Origin of the sequence: Nocardia jiangsuensis, from assembly GCF_042650385.1 — a bacterium.
In the GTDB taxonomy this organism is placed as follows: domain Bacteria; phylum Actinomycetota; class Actinomycetes; order Mycobacteriales; family Mycobacteriaceae; genus Nocardia; species Nocardia jiangsuensis.
In genome coordinates, this window is sequence record NZ_JBHSAX010000014.1 from 719,702 (window position 1) to 736,998 (window position 17,297).

Annotated in this window: 19 protein-coding genes; 9 read left to right on the forward strand and 10 right to left on the reverse strand. The window is 72.0% G+C overall.

The features are described 5' to 3' along the window. Positions 1 to 20: 20 nt before the first annotated feature. From ACFO0B_RS17665 to ACFO0B_RS17685, 5 genes are read right to left on the reverse strand one after another with little or no spacing between them, the layout of a single operon-like run. Positions 21 to 938 (reverse strand): CopD family protein, encoded by a 918-nt coding sequence (locus ACFO0B_RS17665; protein WP_378613559.1) that lies wholly within the window; start codon positions 936 to 938, stop codon positions 21 to 23. Further along, a complete protein-coding gene (locus tag ACFO0B_RS17670; protein WP_378613842.1) occupies positions 935 to 1,432 on the reverse strand; it encodes a copper resistance CopC family protein in 498 nt (165 codons plus the stop codon). The genes ACFO0B_RS17665 and ACFO0B_RS17670 overlap by 4 nt, the downstream gene beginning before the upstream one ends. A gap of 20 nt (positions 1,433 to 1,452) precedes the next feature. After that, a complete protein-coding gene (locus tag ACFO0B_RS17675; RefSeq protein WP_378613560.1) occupies positions 1,453 to 2,106 on the reverse strand; it encodes a YcnI family copper-binding membrane protein in 654 nt (217 codons plus the stop codon). Between the two features lie 39 nt (positions 2,107 to 2,145). Beyond that, a complete protein-coding gene (locus ACFO0B_RS17680; protein ID WP_378613561.1) occupies positions 2,146 to 2,661 on the reverse strand; it encodes a hypothetical protein in 516 nt (171 codons plus the stop codon). Between the two features lie 7 nt (positions 2,662 to 2,668). Continuing rightward, a complete protein-coding gene (locus tag ACFO0B_RS17685) occupies positions 2,669 to 3,307 on the reverse strand; it encodes a DUF6474 family protein (RefSeq protein ID WP_378613562.1) in 639 nt (212 codons plus the stop codon). Positions 3,308 to 3,433: 126 nt separating this feature from the next. Between ACFO0B_RS17685 and ACFO0B_RS17690 the strand changes: the two genes are divergently transcribed. The 3 genes from ACFO0B_RS17690 (at position 3,434) to ACFO0B_RS17700 (ending at position 8,000) form a co-directional block, all read left to right on the forward strand. Then, entirely contained in the window at positions 3,434 to 5,101 is a 1,668-nt protein-coding gene (locus tag ACFO0B_RS17690) for a TM0106 family RecB-like putative nuclease (RefSeq protein WP_378613843.1), read from the forward strand. Next, positions 5,098 to 7,053: a molecular chaperone HtpG gene (htpG, locus tag ACFO0B_RS17695; protein WP_378613563.1), complete on the forward strand. Its 1,956-nt coding sequence runs from the start codon at positions 5,098 to 5,100 to the stop codon at positions 7,051 to 7,053. Before ACFO0B_RS17690 ends, htpG begins: the two co-directional genes overlap by 4 nt. A gap of 125 nt (positions 7,054 to 7,178) precedes the next feature. Further along, positions 7,179 to 8,000, forward strand: a complete 822-nt coding sequence (locus ACFO0B_RS17700) for a class I SAM-dependent methyltransferase (RefSeq protein WP_378613564.1) — start codon at positions 7,179 to 7,181, stop codon at positions 7,998 to 8,000. A 53-nt stretch (positions 8,001 to 8,053) separates the two neighbouring features. Here the strand turns inward: ACFO0B_RS17700 and ACFO0B_RS17705 are convergent, their stop codons facing one another. Next, a complete protein-coding gene (locus ACFO0B_RS17705) occupies positions 8,054 to 8,821 on the reverse strand; it encodes an SDR family NAD(P)-dependent oxidoreductase (RefSeq protein WP_378613565.1) in 768 nt (255 codons plus the stop codon). 136 nt (positions 8,822 to 8,957) lie between these two features. Here ACFO0B_RS17705 and ACFO0B_RS17710 point away from each other — a divergent pair, with 136 nt between their 5' ends. Further along, positions 8,958 to 9,836 (forward strand): SDR family NAD(P)-dependent oxidoreductase, encoded by an 879-nt coding sequence (locus tag ACFO0B_RS17710; RefSeq protein WP_378613566.1) that lies wholly within the window; start codon positions 8,958 to 8,960, stop codon positions 9,834 to 9,836. A gap of 97 nt (positions 9,837 to 9,933) precedes the next feature. Beyond that, positions 9,934 to 10,599 carry a TetR/AcrR family transcriptional regulator gene (locus tag ACFO0B_RS17715; protein WP_378613567.1) on the forward strand — a complete coding sequence of 222 codons (666 nt, stop codon included), beginning with the start codon at positions 9,934 to 9,936 and terminating at the stop codon, positions 10,597 to 10,599. A 4-nt stretch (positions 10,600 to 10,603) separates the two neighbouring features. Here the strand turns inward: ACFO0B_RS17715 and ACFO0B_RS17720 are convergent, their stop codons facing one another. From ACFO0B_RS17720 to ACFO0B_RS17735, 4 genes are all read right to left on the reverse strand, one after another. After that, positions 10,604 to 11,299, reverse strand: a complete 696-nt coding sequence (locus ACFO0B_RS17720; protein ID WP_378613568.1) for a TMEM165/GDT1 family protein — start codon at positions 11,297 to 11,299, stop codon at positions 10,604 to 10,606. A 106-nt stretch (positions 11,300 to 11,405) separates the two neighbouring features. After that, on the reverse strand, positions 11,406 to 11,933 hold the full coding sequence (locus ACFO0B_RS17725) for a peptidase (protein WP_357016605.1): 528 nt from the start codon (positions 11,931 to 11,933) through the stop codon (positions 11,406 to 11,408). Between the two features lie 151 nt (positions 11,934 to 12,084). Further along, positions 12,085 to 12,708, reverse strand: coding sequence for a superoxide dismutase (locus ACFO0B_RS17730; protein WP_378613569.1), 624 nt, complete (start codon positions 12,706 to 12,708; stop codon positions 12,085 to 12,087). A 117-nt stretch (positions 12,709 to 12,825) separates the two neighbouring features. Continuing rightward, complete coding sequence (locus ACFO0B_RS17735; RefSeq protein WP_378613570.1) at positions 12,826 to 13,551, reverse strand: hypothetical protein; 726 nt, start codon at positions 13,549 to 13,551, stop codon at positions 12,826 to 12,828. Positions 13,552 to 14,110: 559 nt separating this feature from the next. Here ACFO0B_RS17735 and ACFO0B_RS17740 point away from each other — a divergent pair. Genes ACFO0B_RS17740 through ACFO0B_RS17755 form a run of 4 tightly spaced genes read left to right on the forward strand, consistent with a single transcriptional unit; the run spans position 14,111 to position 17,276 of the window. Next, the gene (locus tag ACFO0B_RS17740) at positions 14,111 to 14,479 is read left to right on the forward strand and encodes a rhodanese-like domain-containing protein (protein WP_378613571.1); all 369 of its coding nucleotides are present in this window, start codon (positions 14,111 to 14,113) and stop codon (positions 14,477 to 14,479) included. Between the two features lie 13 nt (positions 14,480 to 14,492). Then, entirely contained in the window at positions 14,493 to 15,551 is a 1,059-nt protein-coding gene (locus tag ACFO0B_RS17745; RefSeq protein ID WP_378613572.1) for a DUF4328 domain-containing protein, read from the forward strand. Beyond that, a complete protein-coding gene (locus ACFO0B_RS17750) occupies positions 15,548 to 16,318 on the forward strand; it encodes a glycerophosphodiester phosphodiesterase (RefSeq protein WP_233015428.1) in 771 nt (256 codons plus the stop codon). Before ACFO0B_RS17745 ends, ACFO0B_RS17750 begins: the two co-directional genes overlap by 4 nt. Before the next feature lie 37 nt (positions 16,319 to 16,355). Beyond that, on the forward strand, positions 16,356 to 17,276 hold the full coding sequence (locus ACFO0B_RS17755; RefSeq protein ID WP_378613573.1) for a DUF5926 family protein: 921 nt from the start codon (positions 16,356 to 16,358) through the stop codon (positions 17,274 to 17,276). The last annotated feature ends 21 nt before the right edge of the window (positions 17,277 to 17,297 follow it).

Here is a 17,297-nt window from a genome sequence, read left to right on the forward strand (position 1 = left end):
ACTGTAATCCCCGATTCCGGCTACGCGGTGACGGCGAGGGTGGCGGCGAGGCCGAAGGCGAGCGCCATGATCAGCGTCTCGGTGATCGCCCGGCGCAGCGAATCCTCGGCGCGCACCCGGTGGTCGGCCGCGCGCGGCACCCAGCTGCGCCGCCACCACCAGCCGAGCCCGGCCAGCACCAGCAGCACCGCCGCCTTGGCGAGCATGATCCGGCCGTACCCGGTGTCGACCAGCCCGCTCACCCCGCCGAGCCGGACCAGCCCGTTCAGCACCCCGGTCAGCGCGACCACGGCGATCAGCGGCCCGGCGAGCGCGGAGTAGCGCGGCAGCGCGGCGGCCCACTCGCCGCGCCCGCGCAGCACCAGCGCGAGCGCGACGAGCAGCCCGAACCAGAGCCCGGCGGCCAGCGCGTGCGCGGCGGCGAGCACCGAACCGAAGGGCTGCTGCGACATGTGCCCGGTGATCGGGCGCAGCGCGAGTGCCACCGCGGCGAAGACCAGCACCAGGTCCGGCGAGCCGTCCCCGGCCCGGAAGGAGTACGCGCCGTAGCAGGCGATCAGCGCGGTGGCGGCGAGGACCGCCACCGCGACCTGGCCGCCGCTGGTGTCCCGGACGAAGGCACCGAACGCGCCTGCCCCGAGCTCGCCGACCGGCACGTCGACCACCTCCGCCGCCTCCAGGACGAGCACCGCGAACTCGGCCGCGCACCAGCCGCCCGCCACCGCGGCGAGCGGCCGCCACGGCGGGCGCAGCCGCTCGCCGAGCCGGGGCAGCGCCGCCAGCCCGAGCACGGTGGCGCCGAGGCCGTCGGCGAGCAACCGGACCGGCGCCTCGGCCGGGGCGCCGCGGCCGAGCAGCCACGCCACCCCGACCCCGAGCAGCCCGGCCACCGGGAGCAGCCACAGCGCGCGGCGCCGTGCGGTGGAGGGCGGGGTCACGCGCGCTTTCCGCGGCCCCTGCCGCCTGCCAGCGCGATCGCGAGACCGCCTGCGAAGATCAGCACGCCGCCTGCGACGAAGATCCAGACCGGGATGCCGCCCGGCCCCTCGCCTGCCGCCGACACCTCGGCGCCGGGCGTTCCGCTGCCCGCCCTGGTCAGGGTGAAGGTGCGGGTGCCGTTCACCGCGTGGCCGTCGGCGGAGGTGACCCGGAAGGCGATCGTGTAGGTGCCTGCCGGGCCGAGTTCGCCGACCGGGACGCTCACCGTCGCGCCGTCGACCACCGGGTCACCCTGCTGCCAGAAGTGGTTGTCCGGGCCGACGACGGTGAGCGCGGGGAAGCTCGGCTGCAGCGGCTCGTTGAAGGTGACGCTGACCCGCTCCGGGCCGGCTTCCACCGACGAGCCGTCCGTCGGCACGCTGCCGACCACGATCGAGTGCGCGGCCGCGGTGCCGGTGCCCATGGTGACGAGCAGCCCGGCCAGCGCGGTCATGGCGAGCGCGCGCAGCGGCCTCACGGCCTGCGCCCGCGGAACACGGAGCCGAGCCCGAGTGCCACCGCGAAGAGCCCGAAGGCGAGGCCGATGCCTGCGAGCCAGCGCGCGGTCTGGTCGGTGCTCTCCGGGGCGGCGGCCTCGGTGTCGCTCCCGCCGTGCGAGTGGCCGTCGGCGGACGCCTCGGCGAGGTGCAGGCTCGGCGCCGGGCGCTCCGGCTCGGAGCCGTCCGCCGCGGCGGGCTGGTCCCAGCGGACCACGCTGCCGTCGCTGTAGCTCTGCGTGGCGGGGAAGCTCACCTCGTGCTCCTTCGGCAGCGGGCCGATGGAGACGACGAAGCGCTGGAACTGGCCGGGCCCGACGCCGGCGTTGCCGGGGTCGGCGGTCCAGGTGACGGCGGTGACCTCGCCCGCCGGGTTCTTCTCCACCTTGGCCGTCCAGCCCGGCAGCGGCTCGGTGCGCACACTGCGCACGCCGGGGATGGTGACGGTGAGCGCGGTGGTGCTCGCGGTATCGGATTCGGTGGGCACCCGGAAGGTGGCGACGGAGTAGCCGCCCTGGGCGGCACCGGGGGCATCCACGGTGACGTGCGCGGCGGCGCTGCCACAGGCGGTGAGAATCAGGCCGGCGGCGGCAGCGGCCGTGACGGAGGCGCGGGTGAGCGTCGAGTACATGGGGATTCGCTTTCGGTCGGTGCGAGAGTCGGTCGGGGTTCAGCGCCCGACCGGCGGGGCGCGCGGACCGATCGCACCGAGCGGTCCGGCCGCGCGGAGCAGGGGAGTGCCGGGGAACCCGGCGGGGCGCGTGGGCAGCGGCTGCGCGCGGGGCGGGCCGAGCAGCGCCCGCAGCGTGGTGGCGGCGAGCGCCGTGAACCGCTCCGCCGCCGGAATCGCCACTGCGACCAGGAGGGTCGCCAACACGTGCGCACCGACCATCAGAGCTGTGCTCGGGGTCGAGGTGCCGTGTTCGTGCGCGGTGAGCAGCAGGTGCGTCGCGTACTGACCGCCGGCGAGCACCGCGAGCAGCCCCGCCGCGTCGGCGAACCGCCCCGACCGCCTGACCAGCACCGCGACCGCCCCGGTCAGTACCGAAACAGCCTGCAGCAGCGCGAAATCCGCCCCGCCGGGAAACCCCCCGCCCGCGATGCCGTGCGCCGCGACGGCGAGCGCCGCCACCAACCCCCCGGCCACCGGGCCGCGGAGCCCCGCGGGATCGGGGGTGGCGCGCACGGGACGGTCAGCGCACGCCGAGGCGCGCGAGCACGTCGGCTTCGAGCCCGGCCAGCTCGCTGGAGACGGCGGTGTGCACCGCGCGGCGGCGCGCGGCAGGCATCTGGTCGGCGGTGCGCACGGCGGCGCTCAGGCTCTCCAGCCGCTCCTTGGTGGTGCCGACGAAGGAGCGGGTGTCGTCGGCCTTGCCCTCGCCGCTCACCTTCTCCAGCGCCGCTTCGGTATTCGCGATCCGCGCCTGCAGCCTGCCGCCGTGGCCCGCGTAGTCACCGAGCTGGTCGATGCCGATCCCGAGCTGCTGCGCACGCCGCACGTCGAGCTGCCCGCGCACGTAGGTGGCGGCCCGGTAGGCGAGCGGCGCGAGCACCGGGATCAGGATCCGCGCGACGCCGAGGTACTTCTTCACCTGGCCGGGGCTGAACGGATCGCGCTCGGCCTTTGCGGCCAGCTTGTCGGCGGCCTTCTCCTCGGCCTGGTAGGCGGCGATCTGCGCCTTGGCCACCTTGCGCTGGGTGCGCGCTTCTGCCCGCCGCGACTTCCGGTCGTTCCTGGCAACCAGCTTGGCCTCCAGCCCGGCCTTGTGCTTGAGAGCCTTGGCCTCGGCCCGCCGGCTCGGACGCCGCTTGCGCTTGGTGAACAACCCCATCGAAGGCCCTCCGTCATGCCATGGTCACGAGCACGCAATTCGCGCCCAACCCTACTTGCTCGGGAGCGGGCCGCCACCGTCGGATTCGCGGAACTGTCGGGGGTAGGGCTCATACTGCTTCACGTGATCACGGGTGATGACGGGGGCGCTGCCTCCGGGGCCGACGAACCGGGCGAGCGCGTGCCCGCGTTCATCGATGCCCGCTCCCTGATCGGATGCAGGCACCGGCTGCACCTGGACGCGGCGTTCGGGCAGCAGATCGCGGGCGTTCGGGAGGACGCGGGGGTCATCGAGCGCCGCGAGGCGGCCGCGCTGCACCGGCAGCAGGTGCGCACGGCGCTGGTCGGCGCGGCGCCGGAGCAGTGGGTGGTGATCGACCCGAAGGGGCGCGCCGCCGATCGGGCCGCGGCAACGCTGCGCGCCTGCGCGAACGCCGCGCCGCGGATCTGGGGCGCGCTGCTGCCGCAGGAGCCGGACACCGGCCGCCGCGGTGGCGTGGAGATCCTGCTCCGCGACGCCGAGCGTGGCGGCTACATCCCGGTGCTCGTGGTCAACCACAAGGTCACCGACCCGCGCAGGCCGGAGCCCGCCGACTTCCACCCGACCACCACCGACCCCCACGTCTGGAATCCCGCGCCCGACCCGCACCGCAAGCTGCGCCAGCAGCCGCGCGACCAGCAGCGCCTCGCGCACCTGTACCGGATGCTGCAGCGCCACGGCCTCGCCTCGCCCGCCCTGGTCGGCGGCGTGATCGGCTACGAGGGGAGCCGCATCCTCGTGCACGACCTCGGCCCGCTGCTCGCCGAGTACGACCGGCGCTACGCGGATCGGATCGCGGTGGTCCGCGGCGAGCTGCCGACGCTGCCGTCGAAGATCCCGGAGTGCAGGCAGTGCCCGTGGTGGAGCCGCGGCCCCGAGGCCGGGCCGGGCTGCGAGGGCGTGCTGATCGAGCGCAGGGATGTCAGCCTGGTGGCGCCCGGGTCGCGGGCCGAGGTGCTGCGCGGGCACGGCGTGCAGACCATCGACGACCTGGCCGCCTGGTCCGGCCCGGAGCCGGAGGACTGGCAGCACGGCCCGTTCGTCGAGGCGGTCGTCACCGCGCGGGCCTGGATCGCGGGCGCGCCGCTGGTGCGCCGGGTGCAGCCGGTGCGGGTGCAGCGCGCCGACGTCGAGGTCGACGTCGACCTGGAGAGCTTCCAGGAGTTCGGAGCCTACCTGTGGGGCACCCTGCTGGACGGCGTCTACCGCCCCTTCGTCACCTGGGATCCGCTGCCGACGGTGGACGAGGCGCGCTCCTTCGGCGAGTTCTGGAGCTGGCTCATGCGCACCCGCGCGCAGGCGCACGCCGCGGGCCGCACCTTCGCCGCCTACTGCTACTCGCGCACCGCCGAGGACAAGTGGCTCTACGAGTCCGCGCGGCGCTTCGCGGGCAAGCCGGGGGTGCCGAGCGTCGAGCAGGTGCGCGCCTTCGTGGACGGGCCGGAGTGGGTGGACATGTTCCAGGCCGTCTCTGAGCAGTTCATCTGCCCGAACGGCAAGGGGCTCAAGAAGATCGCGCCGGTGGCCGGGTTCTCCTGGCGCGACCCGGAGGCAGGCGGCGAGGCATCGATGAGCTGGTACCGGCGGGCCGTCGGGTACGAGGCCGAGCCCGCCCTGAGCCAGCGCACCCGGCTGCTGGAGTACAACGAGGACGACGTCCGCGCCACCCGGGTGCTGCGCGAATGGATGACCGAGCGGGCAGACCTGGAGGTTCCGGCACTCGACGATTTCGCCCGTCGTACTATCGCGACGTGACAGAGCACGTCGAACAACTCGAGTTCCGGGCGGAAACCCATCAGCTCCTCGACCTGATGATCCACTCGGTCTACTCCAACAAGGACACCTTCCTTCGCGAGCTGATCTCGAACTCCTCCGACGCGCTGGACAAGCTACGGCTGGAGTCCTACCGCGACAAGGATCTCGAGGTCGACACCTCGGATCTGCACATCGAGCTGGAGACCGACACCGAGGCCCGCACGCTCACCGTGCGCGACAACGGCATCGGGATGTCCCGCGCGGAGGTCGTGGATCTGATCGGGACGCTCGCCAAGTCCGGCACCGCGGAGCTGCGCAAACAGCTCGCCGAGGCGCAGAGCACGGACGCGGGCGAGCTGATCGGCCAGTTCGGTATCGGCTTCTACTCGACCTTCATGGTCGCGGACAAGGTCGTGCTGACCACGCGGAAGGCCGGAGAGACCGAGGGGACGCGGTGGGAAGCCGCCGCGGGCAGCTCCACCTACACCATCGAAAGCGTCCCGGACGCCCCGCAGGGCACCTCGGTCGGGCTGCACCTGAAGCCCGCCGACACCGACGACCACCTCTTCGACTACACCCTGGAGTGGAAGCTCAGGGAGATCGTCAAGAAGTACTCCGACTTCATCGCCTGGCCGATCCGGATGCGGGTCGAGCGCACCGTCACCGAGGGCGAGGGCGAGGAGAAGACCGAGAACACGGTCGTCGAGGAGCAGACCCTCAACTCCCGCAAGGCACTCTGGACCCGCCCCCGCTCGGAGGTCTCCGACGAGGAGTACACCGAGTTCTACAAGCACGTCAGCCACGCCTGGGACGATCCGCTGGAGATCATCCCGCTCAAGGCCGAGGGCACCTTCGAGTACCAGGCGCTGCTGTTCATCCCCTCGACCGCGCCGTTCGACCTGTTCACCAGGGAGAACAAGCGCGGGGTTCAGCTCTACGTCAAGCGGGTGTTCATCATGGACAACTGCGAAGAGCTGATGCCGGAGTACCTGCGTTTCGTCAAGGGCGTGGTGGACGCGCAGGACCTGTCGCTGAACGTCTCGCGCGAGATCCTGCAGCAGGACCGGCAGATCCAGATGATCCGCAAGCGGCTGGTGCGCAAGGTGCTCTCCACCGTCAAGGACCTGCAGGGGGCCGAGGACCAGGGCAAGTACCAGACCTTCTGGCGCGAGTTCGGCCGCGTGCTCAAGGAGGGGCTGCTCAACGACTTCGACAACCGGGAGACGCTGCTCCAGGTGTCGTCGTTCGCCTCGACGCACTCCGACTCCGAGCTGACCACGCTGGCGCAGTACGTGGAGCGGATGCCGGAGGGCCAGGACGCGATCTACTACATGACCGGCGAGAGCCGGCACCAGGTGGAGAGCTCACCGCACCTGGAGGCGTTCCGCGCCAAGGATCGCGAGGTGCTGATCCTCACCGACCCGGTCGACGAGATGTGGGTCGGCTCGGTGCCGGAGTTCGACGGCAAGCCGTTCACCTCGATCGCCAAGGGCGAGGTCGACCTGGAGACCGAGGAGGAGAAGCAGGCCTCCGAGGCGCTGCGCGAACAGCAGGACAAGGAATTCGCCGAGCTGCTCGGCTGGCTCGGCAGCACCCTCTCCGAGCAGGTCAAGGAGGTCAGGCTGTCGTCGCGGCTGACCTCGTCGCCCGCCTGCCTTGTCGGTGACGTCTTCGACTTCACCCCCATGCTGGAGCGGATGTACCGCGCCTCCGGGCAGGAGCTGCCGGAATCCAAGCGAATCCTGGAGCTCAACCCGGCGCACCCGCTGGTCACCGGGTTGCGCGACGCCTACGACACCCGCCGCGACGACGCCGACGCGGGCAAGGTGCCGGAGCTGGCCGAGACCGCGGAGCTGCTCTACGGCACCGCGGTGCTGGCCGAGGGCGGCGAGCTGAAGGACCCGGCGCGGTTCGCGCACCTGCTCACCGATCGGCTCACCCGGACGGTGTGACCGCCCGCCGGGGACCGGTCGGATCCGGTCCCCGGCGGCACGTCCGTTTCCGCACGATTCCGCGGACCGCGGTTTGCCGGCGGGATGCGGACGTAGTCTGGTGCGGTCGAGAGGATCGTCGGAACATGTCGGGGAGTCCGCTGGAGACCGCGGAGGTCTGGGACGCGGTCGCGGTCGGGTACGGGGAATTCGCCACCGCGGTCATGCGTCCCTTCGCCGCGCTCGCGCTGGAGTTCGCCGCGCTGACCGGGGAGTCGGCGGTGGTCGACGTGGCAGCGGGCACCGGCGCGCTGACCCTGCCTGCCGCCGAGCGGGCCGGCCGGGTCTGCGCGGTGGACATCTCGCCGCGGATGCTGCGTCTGCTGGAAGACGCGGCGGCCGCCGCCGGGCTGGACAACATCGTCACCGACGTGGCCGACGCCAGGGTGCTGCCGTACGCGAACCGTAGCTTCGACGCCGCCTTCTCCATGTTCGGGCTGATGTTCTTCCCCGACCGCTACCGCGCGCTCGGCGAGCTGTACCGGGTGCTCCGCCCCGGCGGCACCGTCGTGATCTCGAACTGGGCGCCGATCTGCGAATCCCCGCTGCTGACGCTGCTCTACGAGGCGTTCCGGGAGGCGGTGCCCGAGCTCGGCGAGCCGCAGCAGGACTTCCTCAGCCTGGAGAACCCCGAGGTGTTCCAGAGCGAGCTGCGCCAGGCCGGATTCCACGGGGTGGTGATCCAGCGGCACTCCATCGTCACCAGGTTCGCCGACGGCGTCGAGCTCTGGGAGACCATGGTGGCAAGCAGCGCCGCGCTGCAGCTGCTGCGGACGATGTGGGGCGAGGAGCAGTGGAGCGAGCGCTCCGATCGGGTCCGCGAGTACCTGGACCGGCGGTATCGCCCGAATCAGCCACTGCCCGCCATCGCGCTGCTCGGCATCGGGCACAAGCCGCAGCCGGCCTGAGACGGGCGAACCCCCCGCGACCGGAGCCGAGGGGGGTTCGCCGTATGCGGAGACTAGCGCGGGGCCATGCGCAGCGCACCGTCCATCCGGATGGTCTCGCCGTTCAGGTAGTCGTGCTCGACGATGTACTGCGAGAGCTGCGCGTACTCGTCCGGGCGGCCGAGCCGGGACGGGAACGGCACGCCTGCCTCCAGGCCCTTGCGGTACTCCTCGGTGACACCGGCCAGCATGGGGGTGTCGATGATGCCGGGGGCGATGGTGTTCACCCGGATGCCGAACTGGGCGAGGTCGCGCGCGGCCGGGACGGTCATGCCGTGCACGCCGCCCTTGGAGGCGGAGTAGGCGATCTGGCCGATCTGGCCCTCGAACGCAGCGACCGACGCTGTGTTGATGACCACACCGCGCTGGCCGAACTCGTCCACCGGATCGGTCTTCGAGATGGCGTCGGCGGCCAGCCGCATGACGTTGAACGAGCCGAGCAGGTTCACCGTGATGACCTGACGGAACAGCTCCAGATCGTGCGGGCCGTTCTTGGACAGGATGCGCCCGGCCCAGCCGACCCCGGCGCAGTTCACCACGATGCGCAGCGGGACGCCGGACTCGACGACCTTCGCGACCGCGGCGGCGACATCGTCACCGCTGGTGACATCGGCGGCCAGCAGCGTGACGCCGTCGGGTACGTTGTCGCCTGCGCGCTCGATCGACTGCGGGATGTCCAGCCCGAACACGGTCGCACCCAGGTCGGCGAAGCGCTTGGCGGTGGCGGCACCCAGGCCGGATGCCCCTCCGGTGACGATGGCGGCGGAACCCGAAATCTCCACGATGGTCCTCTCGTTCGTGACAGCCCAATGGCTCTCTGGGTCATTCGCACCCTAACCGGTCGGTACTACCGGTTCGCCCGCGTCCCTGTTCGAAAACTCACGAACACCATTGTTCGTGAGGTGGTACCGTCGAACCATGAAGCTGTCCGCCGGTGCTTCGCTCGCCGGTCGCAAGATTCTGATCACCGGCGCGGCCCGCGGTATCGGCGCCGCCCTCGCCAGGCAATTGCACGCGCGCGGCGCCGCGGTGGCGCTGCTCGGGCTGGAGCCGGACCTGCTCGCCGATGTCGCCGCCGACTGCGGCGATGCCCCCTGGCGCTACTGCGACGTCGGTGACCAGGCCCAGGTGGAGCGGGTGGTCCGGACCTTGGTCGGGGAGCTCGGCGGGCTCGACGTCGCCGTCGCGAACGCGGGAATCGCCAAGCAGTTCCCGCTGCTCGGCGGGGATGCGGGGGTGCTGGAGGAGACGCTCGCGGTGAACGTGCTCGGCGTCTACTACACGCTGCGCGCCACCGGCCCGCACATCGCGCACCCCGATGGCTACGTGCTGCTGGTCTCCTCGCTCGCCGGCGCGGTGAACCTTCCGCTCGCGGGGGCGTACAGCGTCTCCAAGGCGGGGGTCGAGGTGCTCGGCAACACCCTGCGCAACGAGATCAGGCACACCGGCGCCAAGGTCGGGATCGCCTATTTCGCCGAGTTGGACACCGATATGACTTCGCGCGGCTTCGGCACCGCGGCCGCGCGCGCCATCCTCGGCCGGGCTACGGTGTCTGGCGTCGCCCCGCTCGGCCCGGCGATCGATACGCTCGAACGCGCCATTCTGCGGCGCAGGCGGCAGGTGGTCTCGCCCTGGTGGGTGGCCGGGGTGCTTCCGTTCCGCGGGATCGCCCAGCGCGTGATCGACCTGGCCCTGCGGCACGGCGTCGAGCAGGCGGTGGAGATCGCGCGCACCGAGCGCGCCGGCTTCACCACCGACCAGCCGACGCGGGCACGCAGGATCGAGCGATCGGCCTGACACCGGGTTGTGCACAATGGAAAGGCCCGGTGGCCCGTCCAGGATCCGGCGGCGGCGCTACCCCCGAGCAACGGAGCCGAGCCACATGACCGAACCGGTGCCAAGCGTCCGTCACCTGCCGCGCGGGCGGCACGGCCTGCCCCGCGAGCAGGTGGTGGCGTCCCAGCGCGAACGCATCCTGAGCGCGATGGCGGACGCGATGGTGGACTACGGCTACATCGGGACATCGGTGGCCGCCATCCTGAAGCGCGCCGGGGTGTCCAGGGAGACCTTCTACGAGCAGTTCCGCTCCAAGGAGCACTGCTTCGAGGCCACCTACGAGCGCGCGGTGACCCTGCTGCTGGAGAAGATCGAGCGGGCCGCGGCGACCGTGGACGACCCCGAAACGACGGACGAATGGACCATCCGCAGCAACCGGATGGACCGGATCTTCGACGCCTACCTCGACCACCTGGTCGAGGATCCGGCCAGTGCGCGGGTCTTCCTGGTCGAGGTGTTCGCGGTCGGCTCGCCCGCGGTGGCCCGCAGGGCCGAGTTGCAGCGGCTCTTCGTCGAGCTGATCGCCGAGGTGCTCGATGTGCAGACCGACGCGCAGATGTTCGCCTGCGCCTCGCTGGCGGCCGGGATCGGCGGCATGGTGACCGGGCGGATCGCCGCGGGCGACATGGCGGGGGTGCGCGCGCTGCGCGCGCCGCTGCTGGATCTGGTGCACCGCGGCGGGGCGCTCTACGGCAACGCCTTCGCCGAGCCCGCGCGGCGCTGAGAAGTCAGCGCTCGACCCGCACCGGCGGTTCGGCGGGCTGCTCCGCGCGGTTGCGGCGCACCAGCAGCACCGCACCGGCCAGTGCGGGCGCGAGGAGCGCGAGCAGCGCGGCGACCGGTGTGCTGAGCACGGTGCCGAGCCCGGTCAGCGAGCCGAAGTAGAGGAAGAGCAGCCCGGAGCCGACGCCGATGGCGTGCTCGGGCAGGTGCTTGCCGAGCAGGATGCCGAGCGCGATGGCGAGCGCGTCGGCGGCGACCATGCCGATGGTCGAGCCGATCCACACCCCGAGCCAGTCGTAGTCGGTGGCGAGCGCCGCGGTGGCGAACATCGTGCGATCACCCAGCTCCGCGAGCAGGAAGGCCGAGCTGACCACGAAGAACGGCGCCGCCCGCGTCCGGAGCTTCGGCTCCTCCTCTGGCTCGTCTTCGGCACCGCCCGCGTGCTCGCGCAGCGTCCAGACGCCGACCGTGAGGAAGATCACCGCGGCGAGCAGCGCGATGGCGGTGGTCGGCAGCGCCGAGCCGAGGAAGTGGCCGACGCCGACCGAGATCAGGTGCACGCCCGCGGCGGCGACGGCGATGCCGCTCAGCACCACCCACCAGCGGTACTTGAGCGCGAATGTCAGCGCCATCAGCTGCGACTTGTCGCCGAGCTCGGCGAGGAAGACGATGCCGACGGCCAGCATTGCGGTGGTGAACACGAAACCGAACCTACCTGCGGAAACGCCGGTAGGGCAATAGTATTCTCGTCAAAAGGCAACCGCCACAATAAGTTTGGGAATCCCCGTTCCGAAAGTTAGGGAACCCTCAAGCGGCGAGCAGCATGGCCAGAACCGCGGTGTCGGGATCGCTGATCGGGTCCAGCCCGACCCGGCTGACCAGCGACGTCACCGTTCCGTCCGACTCCGCCTCGGCCCACGCCGCGCGGTGCTGGAGGCCGAGGTGCGGCACTCCGGGCAGCAGTACGCAGCCGGAGGCGGCGCCCGCGCACTCCGGAAGTGTGGGCTTCGTCTCCGACGGCGGGTGCAGCATGATCAGCGCGGGCGGCACCGGATCGGCGAACCGGCCGGGCGGCAGCGCCTCCGCGCCGAGTACCGGCCCCTCGGCGAGCACCATGCCGATGGTGCCCGGCGCCGGGTCGTCGGGCAGGTCCTCGCGCACCCCGAAGACGGTGGTGGTGGCGAGCAGCCCCGGCATGGAGGCCACCCGGACGGCCAGGATCAGGAACTGGGCCCACTCCTTGGTGCTGTCCGGCCAGCGGCCGGAGATCACGAAGCCGCGCAGTACCCCGCTGGAGTGGAACGGTGTGATGCCGATGGGTTCGTTAGCGCGCATTGCTGCCTCCCGTGCCGTGGGAGTTCCGAGAATGACGCAGAGATCATCTGGCACACAAGTACCAACGACTGCCAGCGACGAACGCTTTACCCGCCCGAAACACACAACGGCCCGCGGACATTCGTCCGCGGGCCGCCGGAGCGGGGTCGGCTCAGCCGAAGATCAGGCCCTTGGCCTGCCCGGTCGCCTTGGCGAAGCGGTCCTGGACGTCGGCCCAGTTGACCACGTTCCAGAACGCGGTCACGTAATCCGCCTTCACGTTCTTGTACTGCAGGTAGAAGGCGTGCTCCCACATGTCCACCTGGAGCAGTGGGATGATGCCGAGCGGCACGTTGGCCTGCTGGTCGTAGAGCTGGAAGGTGAGCAGCTTCTGGCCGAGGGTGTCGTAGCCGAGCACGGCCCAGCCGGAGCCCTGCAGGCCGTTGGCCGCGGCGGTGAACTGCGCGCGGAACTTGTCGAACGAGCCGAAGTTGTCGTCGATCGCGGCGGCCAGCTCGCCGACCGGCTTGTCGCCGCCGTTCGGGGAGAGATTCTTCCACCAGATGGAGTGGTTGACGTGGCCGCCGAGGTGGAAGGCGAGGTTCTTCTCGTGCAGGAAGATAGCGCCGTGGTCACCCGCCTCGCGGGCACCCTCCAGCTTCTCCAGCGCGGTGTTCACGCCTGCCACGTAGGCGGCGTGGTGCTTGGAATGGTGAATCTCGTTGATCTGCCCGGAGATGTGGGGCTCCAGGGCGCTGTAGTCGTAATCCAGATCCGGCAGCGTGTACTCAGCCACGTTGTCCCTTCCTGTGTCGGGCCGGGGCGCGTTCCGGCGCGGAACCACCCCCGACCATCATTCGTACACTTGCTCGGTATCAACCGGCGTCTCGGCACGGTATTCCGCGCACGTCGATCACAATGGCGGCGCGATGCCGGGCCGGACCGCGCGCGGATCGCCCGCGTCGTGCGCCGCCCACCAGCGCCTGCCGTCCGCGACGAAGTGCGCCGCCGAGATCTCCGCGCCGGTGGCGTCCTGCACGGAGAGCTCATCGAACCACACCCGGACGTCCAGCTCGCGCGGGTCGACGCCTTCCTCCTGGGAGAATTCGAAGACGTGCGCGCCCGGTCGCTCCGGATCGAGCACCGCGTCGAAGCTGAGCAGTTCGCGCCAGAGCGACCAGCCGCTGTCGTCCACGTCGACGAATTCCCAGCCGTGCAGCCTGCCGCCGCCGAAGCTCTTGATCGCCTGGTCGATGGTGTCCGGGGTGAGCGGGAGGATGTCGGCGTCGACGTGGTTCCAGCGCTGGGCGCGCAGCGAGGCGGCCACCCGGCCCACCCCGCGCAGCGTCAGCCGCACCCGGCCGTCCCTGCCGTCCGCGGTGACCCCGGAGCGGGTCTCCGGTAGCCGCAGCACCTCAAGCTCCAGGCAGAGCGTGCGGCCGTCCGGGTCGAACGCCGAGCCCAGGCAGACGGCCTCGGCGAGCGCGGTGTTCAGCCCCGCGATATCGAGCAGCGGATCGAGCACGCGGGAATCGTGCCCGGGATCACGCCGCGCGACGGCATCGCGCGGCGACCCGGCCGGCCCGGTTTCCGGCGTCGAAGTGGAGTCGAGTGCCGTCTGCCGCGCGCCGCTGGTCATAGCGCCAGGCTACCGATGGTGCCGCCGCGCGTCGGTGTTTCCGCAGGAAGAGTCCCCTGGCCCGGCATGGAGGTCGCCGGCCGAGGGAACCGAATCGGTCTCGGCGCCGTCCAACTAGATATCGGTACCTCCCTGGGTTCCGAGCCGGCGGCGAGTGGCCGCTCCGGGATGTTTGGAGGGGAGTCCCGGATCGGTCGCTCCCGCCGCCGGCGAAGCGCGCAGCCTGTGGATAACTCGGTGGACAGCTCCCGCGATGGAGTTCGCCGAGAGGTTGCTGAAGTGGAAAGCGCGATAGTCGTCGCCTGTGAATCGCGCGCGACGCGATAGCTGACCCCTGTGGATCAGGTTGTGGAATCTGTGGATAACTCGGTCGTGGCTATGCACAACGCGGAGAGATCGAGAGCGGCGTCCGGCGCCGGAGCTTCGAAACCTACCCCATGCTCGTTCTCGCTGTCGAATAGGCGACCGAGCGGTGTGCGGATCGGGCGGGAGCGGTCAGCTGTGGATACCGGGTGGACAATTCGCACGGCTGCCCGGCCCGCATGGCAGGATCGGAACCGTGACGAGCCCCGATGTTCCGACGGTTCCGGTCAGGGAGGTCCCCGGCGCGTTCGACTCGGTCGATCCAGCGGCGGTCACCCCGCCGGCGATCCTGCTCGACGTGCGCGAGGACGACGAGTGGCGCCTCGGCCACGCGCCGGGCGCGGTGCACATCCCGATGGCCGACGTGCCCGCCCGGGCCGGCGAGCTCGACCCGGATGCCGACATCTACGTGATCTGCCGCCAGGGCGGCCGGTCGCTGGAGGTGGTCAGGTATCTGGCGAACATCGGGTACGAGGCGGTGAACGTCGGCGGTGGCATGGTGTCCTGGCAGCGGGCGGGGCGGCCGCTGACCGCCGACGGCGACCACGAGGCGCGGATCTACTGAAGGGCGGGGAGCGGTGAGTACGGTGGTGCAGCCTTGCGCCAGGTGCGGCGCGCGCTGGGCGGTGCACGGCGCGCCCATGCACTGGTGCCCGCGCTGCCGCGGCGTCCTGCTCTCGCCCGGCCCGGTGGACGCGCCGCCGGAGCGGCGCAACTACCGCTGGGTCGCCCGCAAACCCGATCATCGCGGCGGCCGCGGCACCGGACGGCCGCGCGCCGAGGCGGCGGCGGGCACCCCGTGCTACGCCGAGATCCCGCGCTGGGGGCTGCTCGACACCCCGGCCGCGCCGGATACCGCCCCCGCGGGCCGGTCGGCGCGCGCCGCCGCGGCGGCCGGGCGGCTGCTGCTCTGGACCGCGCTCGCCTTCGCGCTGGCCGCCCTTGCCGAGCTGGGGCGCTACGCGATCCTGCTCTACAACCGCACCAGGCTGGTCGCGCCGCTGCTGCTCCGCGTCTCGGACGCGGCGGTGCTCACCTTCGCGGTGCTCGCCGGAGTGCTCGCGCTGCTCGCCGCCATCGCCGCGGTGGCCAGGCTGATCCAGCTGCGCGCGGCGGCCTACGCCCTGGTCGGCAGGCGGGATCCGCGCTCGCCCCGAACGCTGCTGCTCGGCAGCCTGATCCCGGTGCTCAACCTGGTCTGGCCCGGTGTCTTCCTCACCGAGGCGTTCACCGGGCGGCGCGACCCGCGCGCGCTGCGGCTGATCCGGATCTGGTGGGTGTTCTGGGTGCTCGGCGGCACCGTCGCGGTGGCCGCGCTGTGCTGGCGCACCGCCGACTCGCTGCAGAGCAAGGCGGACGGCGTGCTCTTCACCGCGCTGACCGACCTGGTCGCCGCCGCCGTCGCGCTGCTGACCTTCGGCGTGCTGAACGCGCTCTCCGGCCGCGACCTGCGCGGCCGAGCCAGGGCAGCGCACCGCCTGACCGTCGCGGTCGACCCCGCGGTCCCGGTCATTGCGCCGCTGCACCGCACCGAACAGGCACGATCGACCGCCGACGCGCGCCAGAACTCGGCGGCGGGTGACAATACCGGCGATGAAGCGGTCGACCGCGAACAGGAGGAGGTAGGGGCCAAGTGACCCAGGGCAGTCGCGCGCCGTTCGTGGTCGCGCACCGCGGTGCCTCGGCGGCGCGGCCGGAACACACCCTCGCCGCCTACGAGCTCGCGCTGGAGGAGGGCGCCGACGGCGTCGAGTGCGACGTCAGGTTGACCCGCGACGGGCACCTCGTCTGCGTGCACGACCGCACCGTCGACCGCACCTCCGACGGCAGCGGCCTCGTCAGCGAGCTCACCCTTGCCGAGCTGGCCGACCTCGACTTCGGCGCCCCGGGCGCCCCGGCCGGGCTGCTCACCCTCGCCGAGCTGATCCAGTTGGTGCTCGACTGGCGCAGCCGCCCGACCAAGCTCTTCATCGAGACCAAGCACCCGGTGCGCTACGGCGCGCTGGTGGAGAACAAGCTGCTCGCCGAGCTCCAGCGCTTCGGGATCGCGACCCCGGCCTCCGCGGACCACTCGCGGGCGGTGGTGATGTCGTTCGCGGCGAGCGCGGTCTGGCGGATCCGCCGCGCCGCGCCGCTGCTGCCGACGGTGCTGCTCGGCGAGTCATCGCGCTACCTCGGCGGCAGCGCGGCCACCACGGTCGGCGCCACCGCCGTCGGGCCGTCGGTCAAGACCCTGCGCGAGCACCCGGACCTGGTGGACAAGGCCGCCGCGGCGGGCCGCGCCACCTACTGCTGGACCGTCGACGACCCGGAGGACGTCACGCTCTGCGCCGAGCTCGGGGTCAGCTGGGTGGCCACCAACCACCCCGGCCGCACCAAGGCGCTGCTCGCCGCCCCCGCTTGAACCACACCGGCTCCGCGACCCTGTAGGTTGACCCCTCGTGGGTAAGAGCAAGCGCAACACTCCGAAGCCCGAAAGCAACCGGGCCCAGCGGCTCGCCGAGCGCAGGGCGGCGCAGGAGCAGGCGGCCAATGCCGTCACCCGGCCGTTCCAGGGACTGGCCGCCGAGTGCGACCTGGTCGCGCTCCGCGAGTTCGTGCCCTCCGCGACCGCGACGCTGAAACTCGCGCCCGGCGTCGCCGCCGAGCGCTCGGTGGTACTGGCGACCGTGCTGCCCGGCGCCGTCGCCGCGCTGGTGCGCGCGGGCGACGAGGAGATCGGCTTCGTCGGCGTCCAGGTGCAGCAGCAGGGCCCCGACCCGGCGGCCGACCTCGCCGCCGCCATCCTGTGGACCCAGTCCGCCGAGGGTGGCGAGTCGCTGGCCGCCGCGGATGCCTTCGAAGGCGGGCCGAGCCTGATCGACGTGCTCGATCCGGGCGCCGACCTGGAGCTCACCGTGCACCAGGACTTCGACTGGTGGGTGCCGGCGGGTGTCACCCCGGACGCCCAGGTGGCCGCCACCATCGAGCAGGCCAAGCAGGCCATCATGCCGTCGGCGCGGATCGCACTCGGTCCGGACGCGACCGGCGCCGCCTGGTGGGTGGATGCCGGGGAGAAGGCGCATGTGCGTTGGGTCCGGCCGGAGCCGGAGGACGAGCTGATGGCCGCGCTGGCCCGGCTGCACGCCGCCGGTGGGCTGCACCTCGGCGACGGTTCGCGCTTCGCGGGCACCTTCCGCACGCACGGGCTGCTGGTCCCCGTCTTCGACCTGGACCGCGAGCGGCACCCGGACGAGTGGGCCACCCCCGCCGACGAATTCGCCGCGCGCCTGGCGGCCGCGCTCGACACCGACGAGCCGCTGAGCTCGGAGGAGCGGCGCTCCAGGGACGGGTTACGCTCCCGCCAGGTCACCCTGCGCTGAGCGAACGGCAGCGGGCCCGGC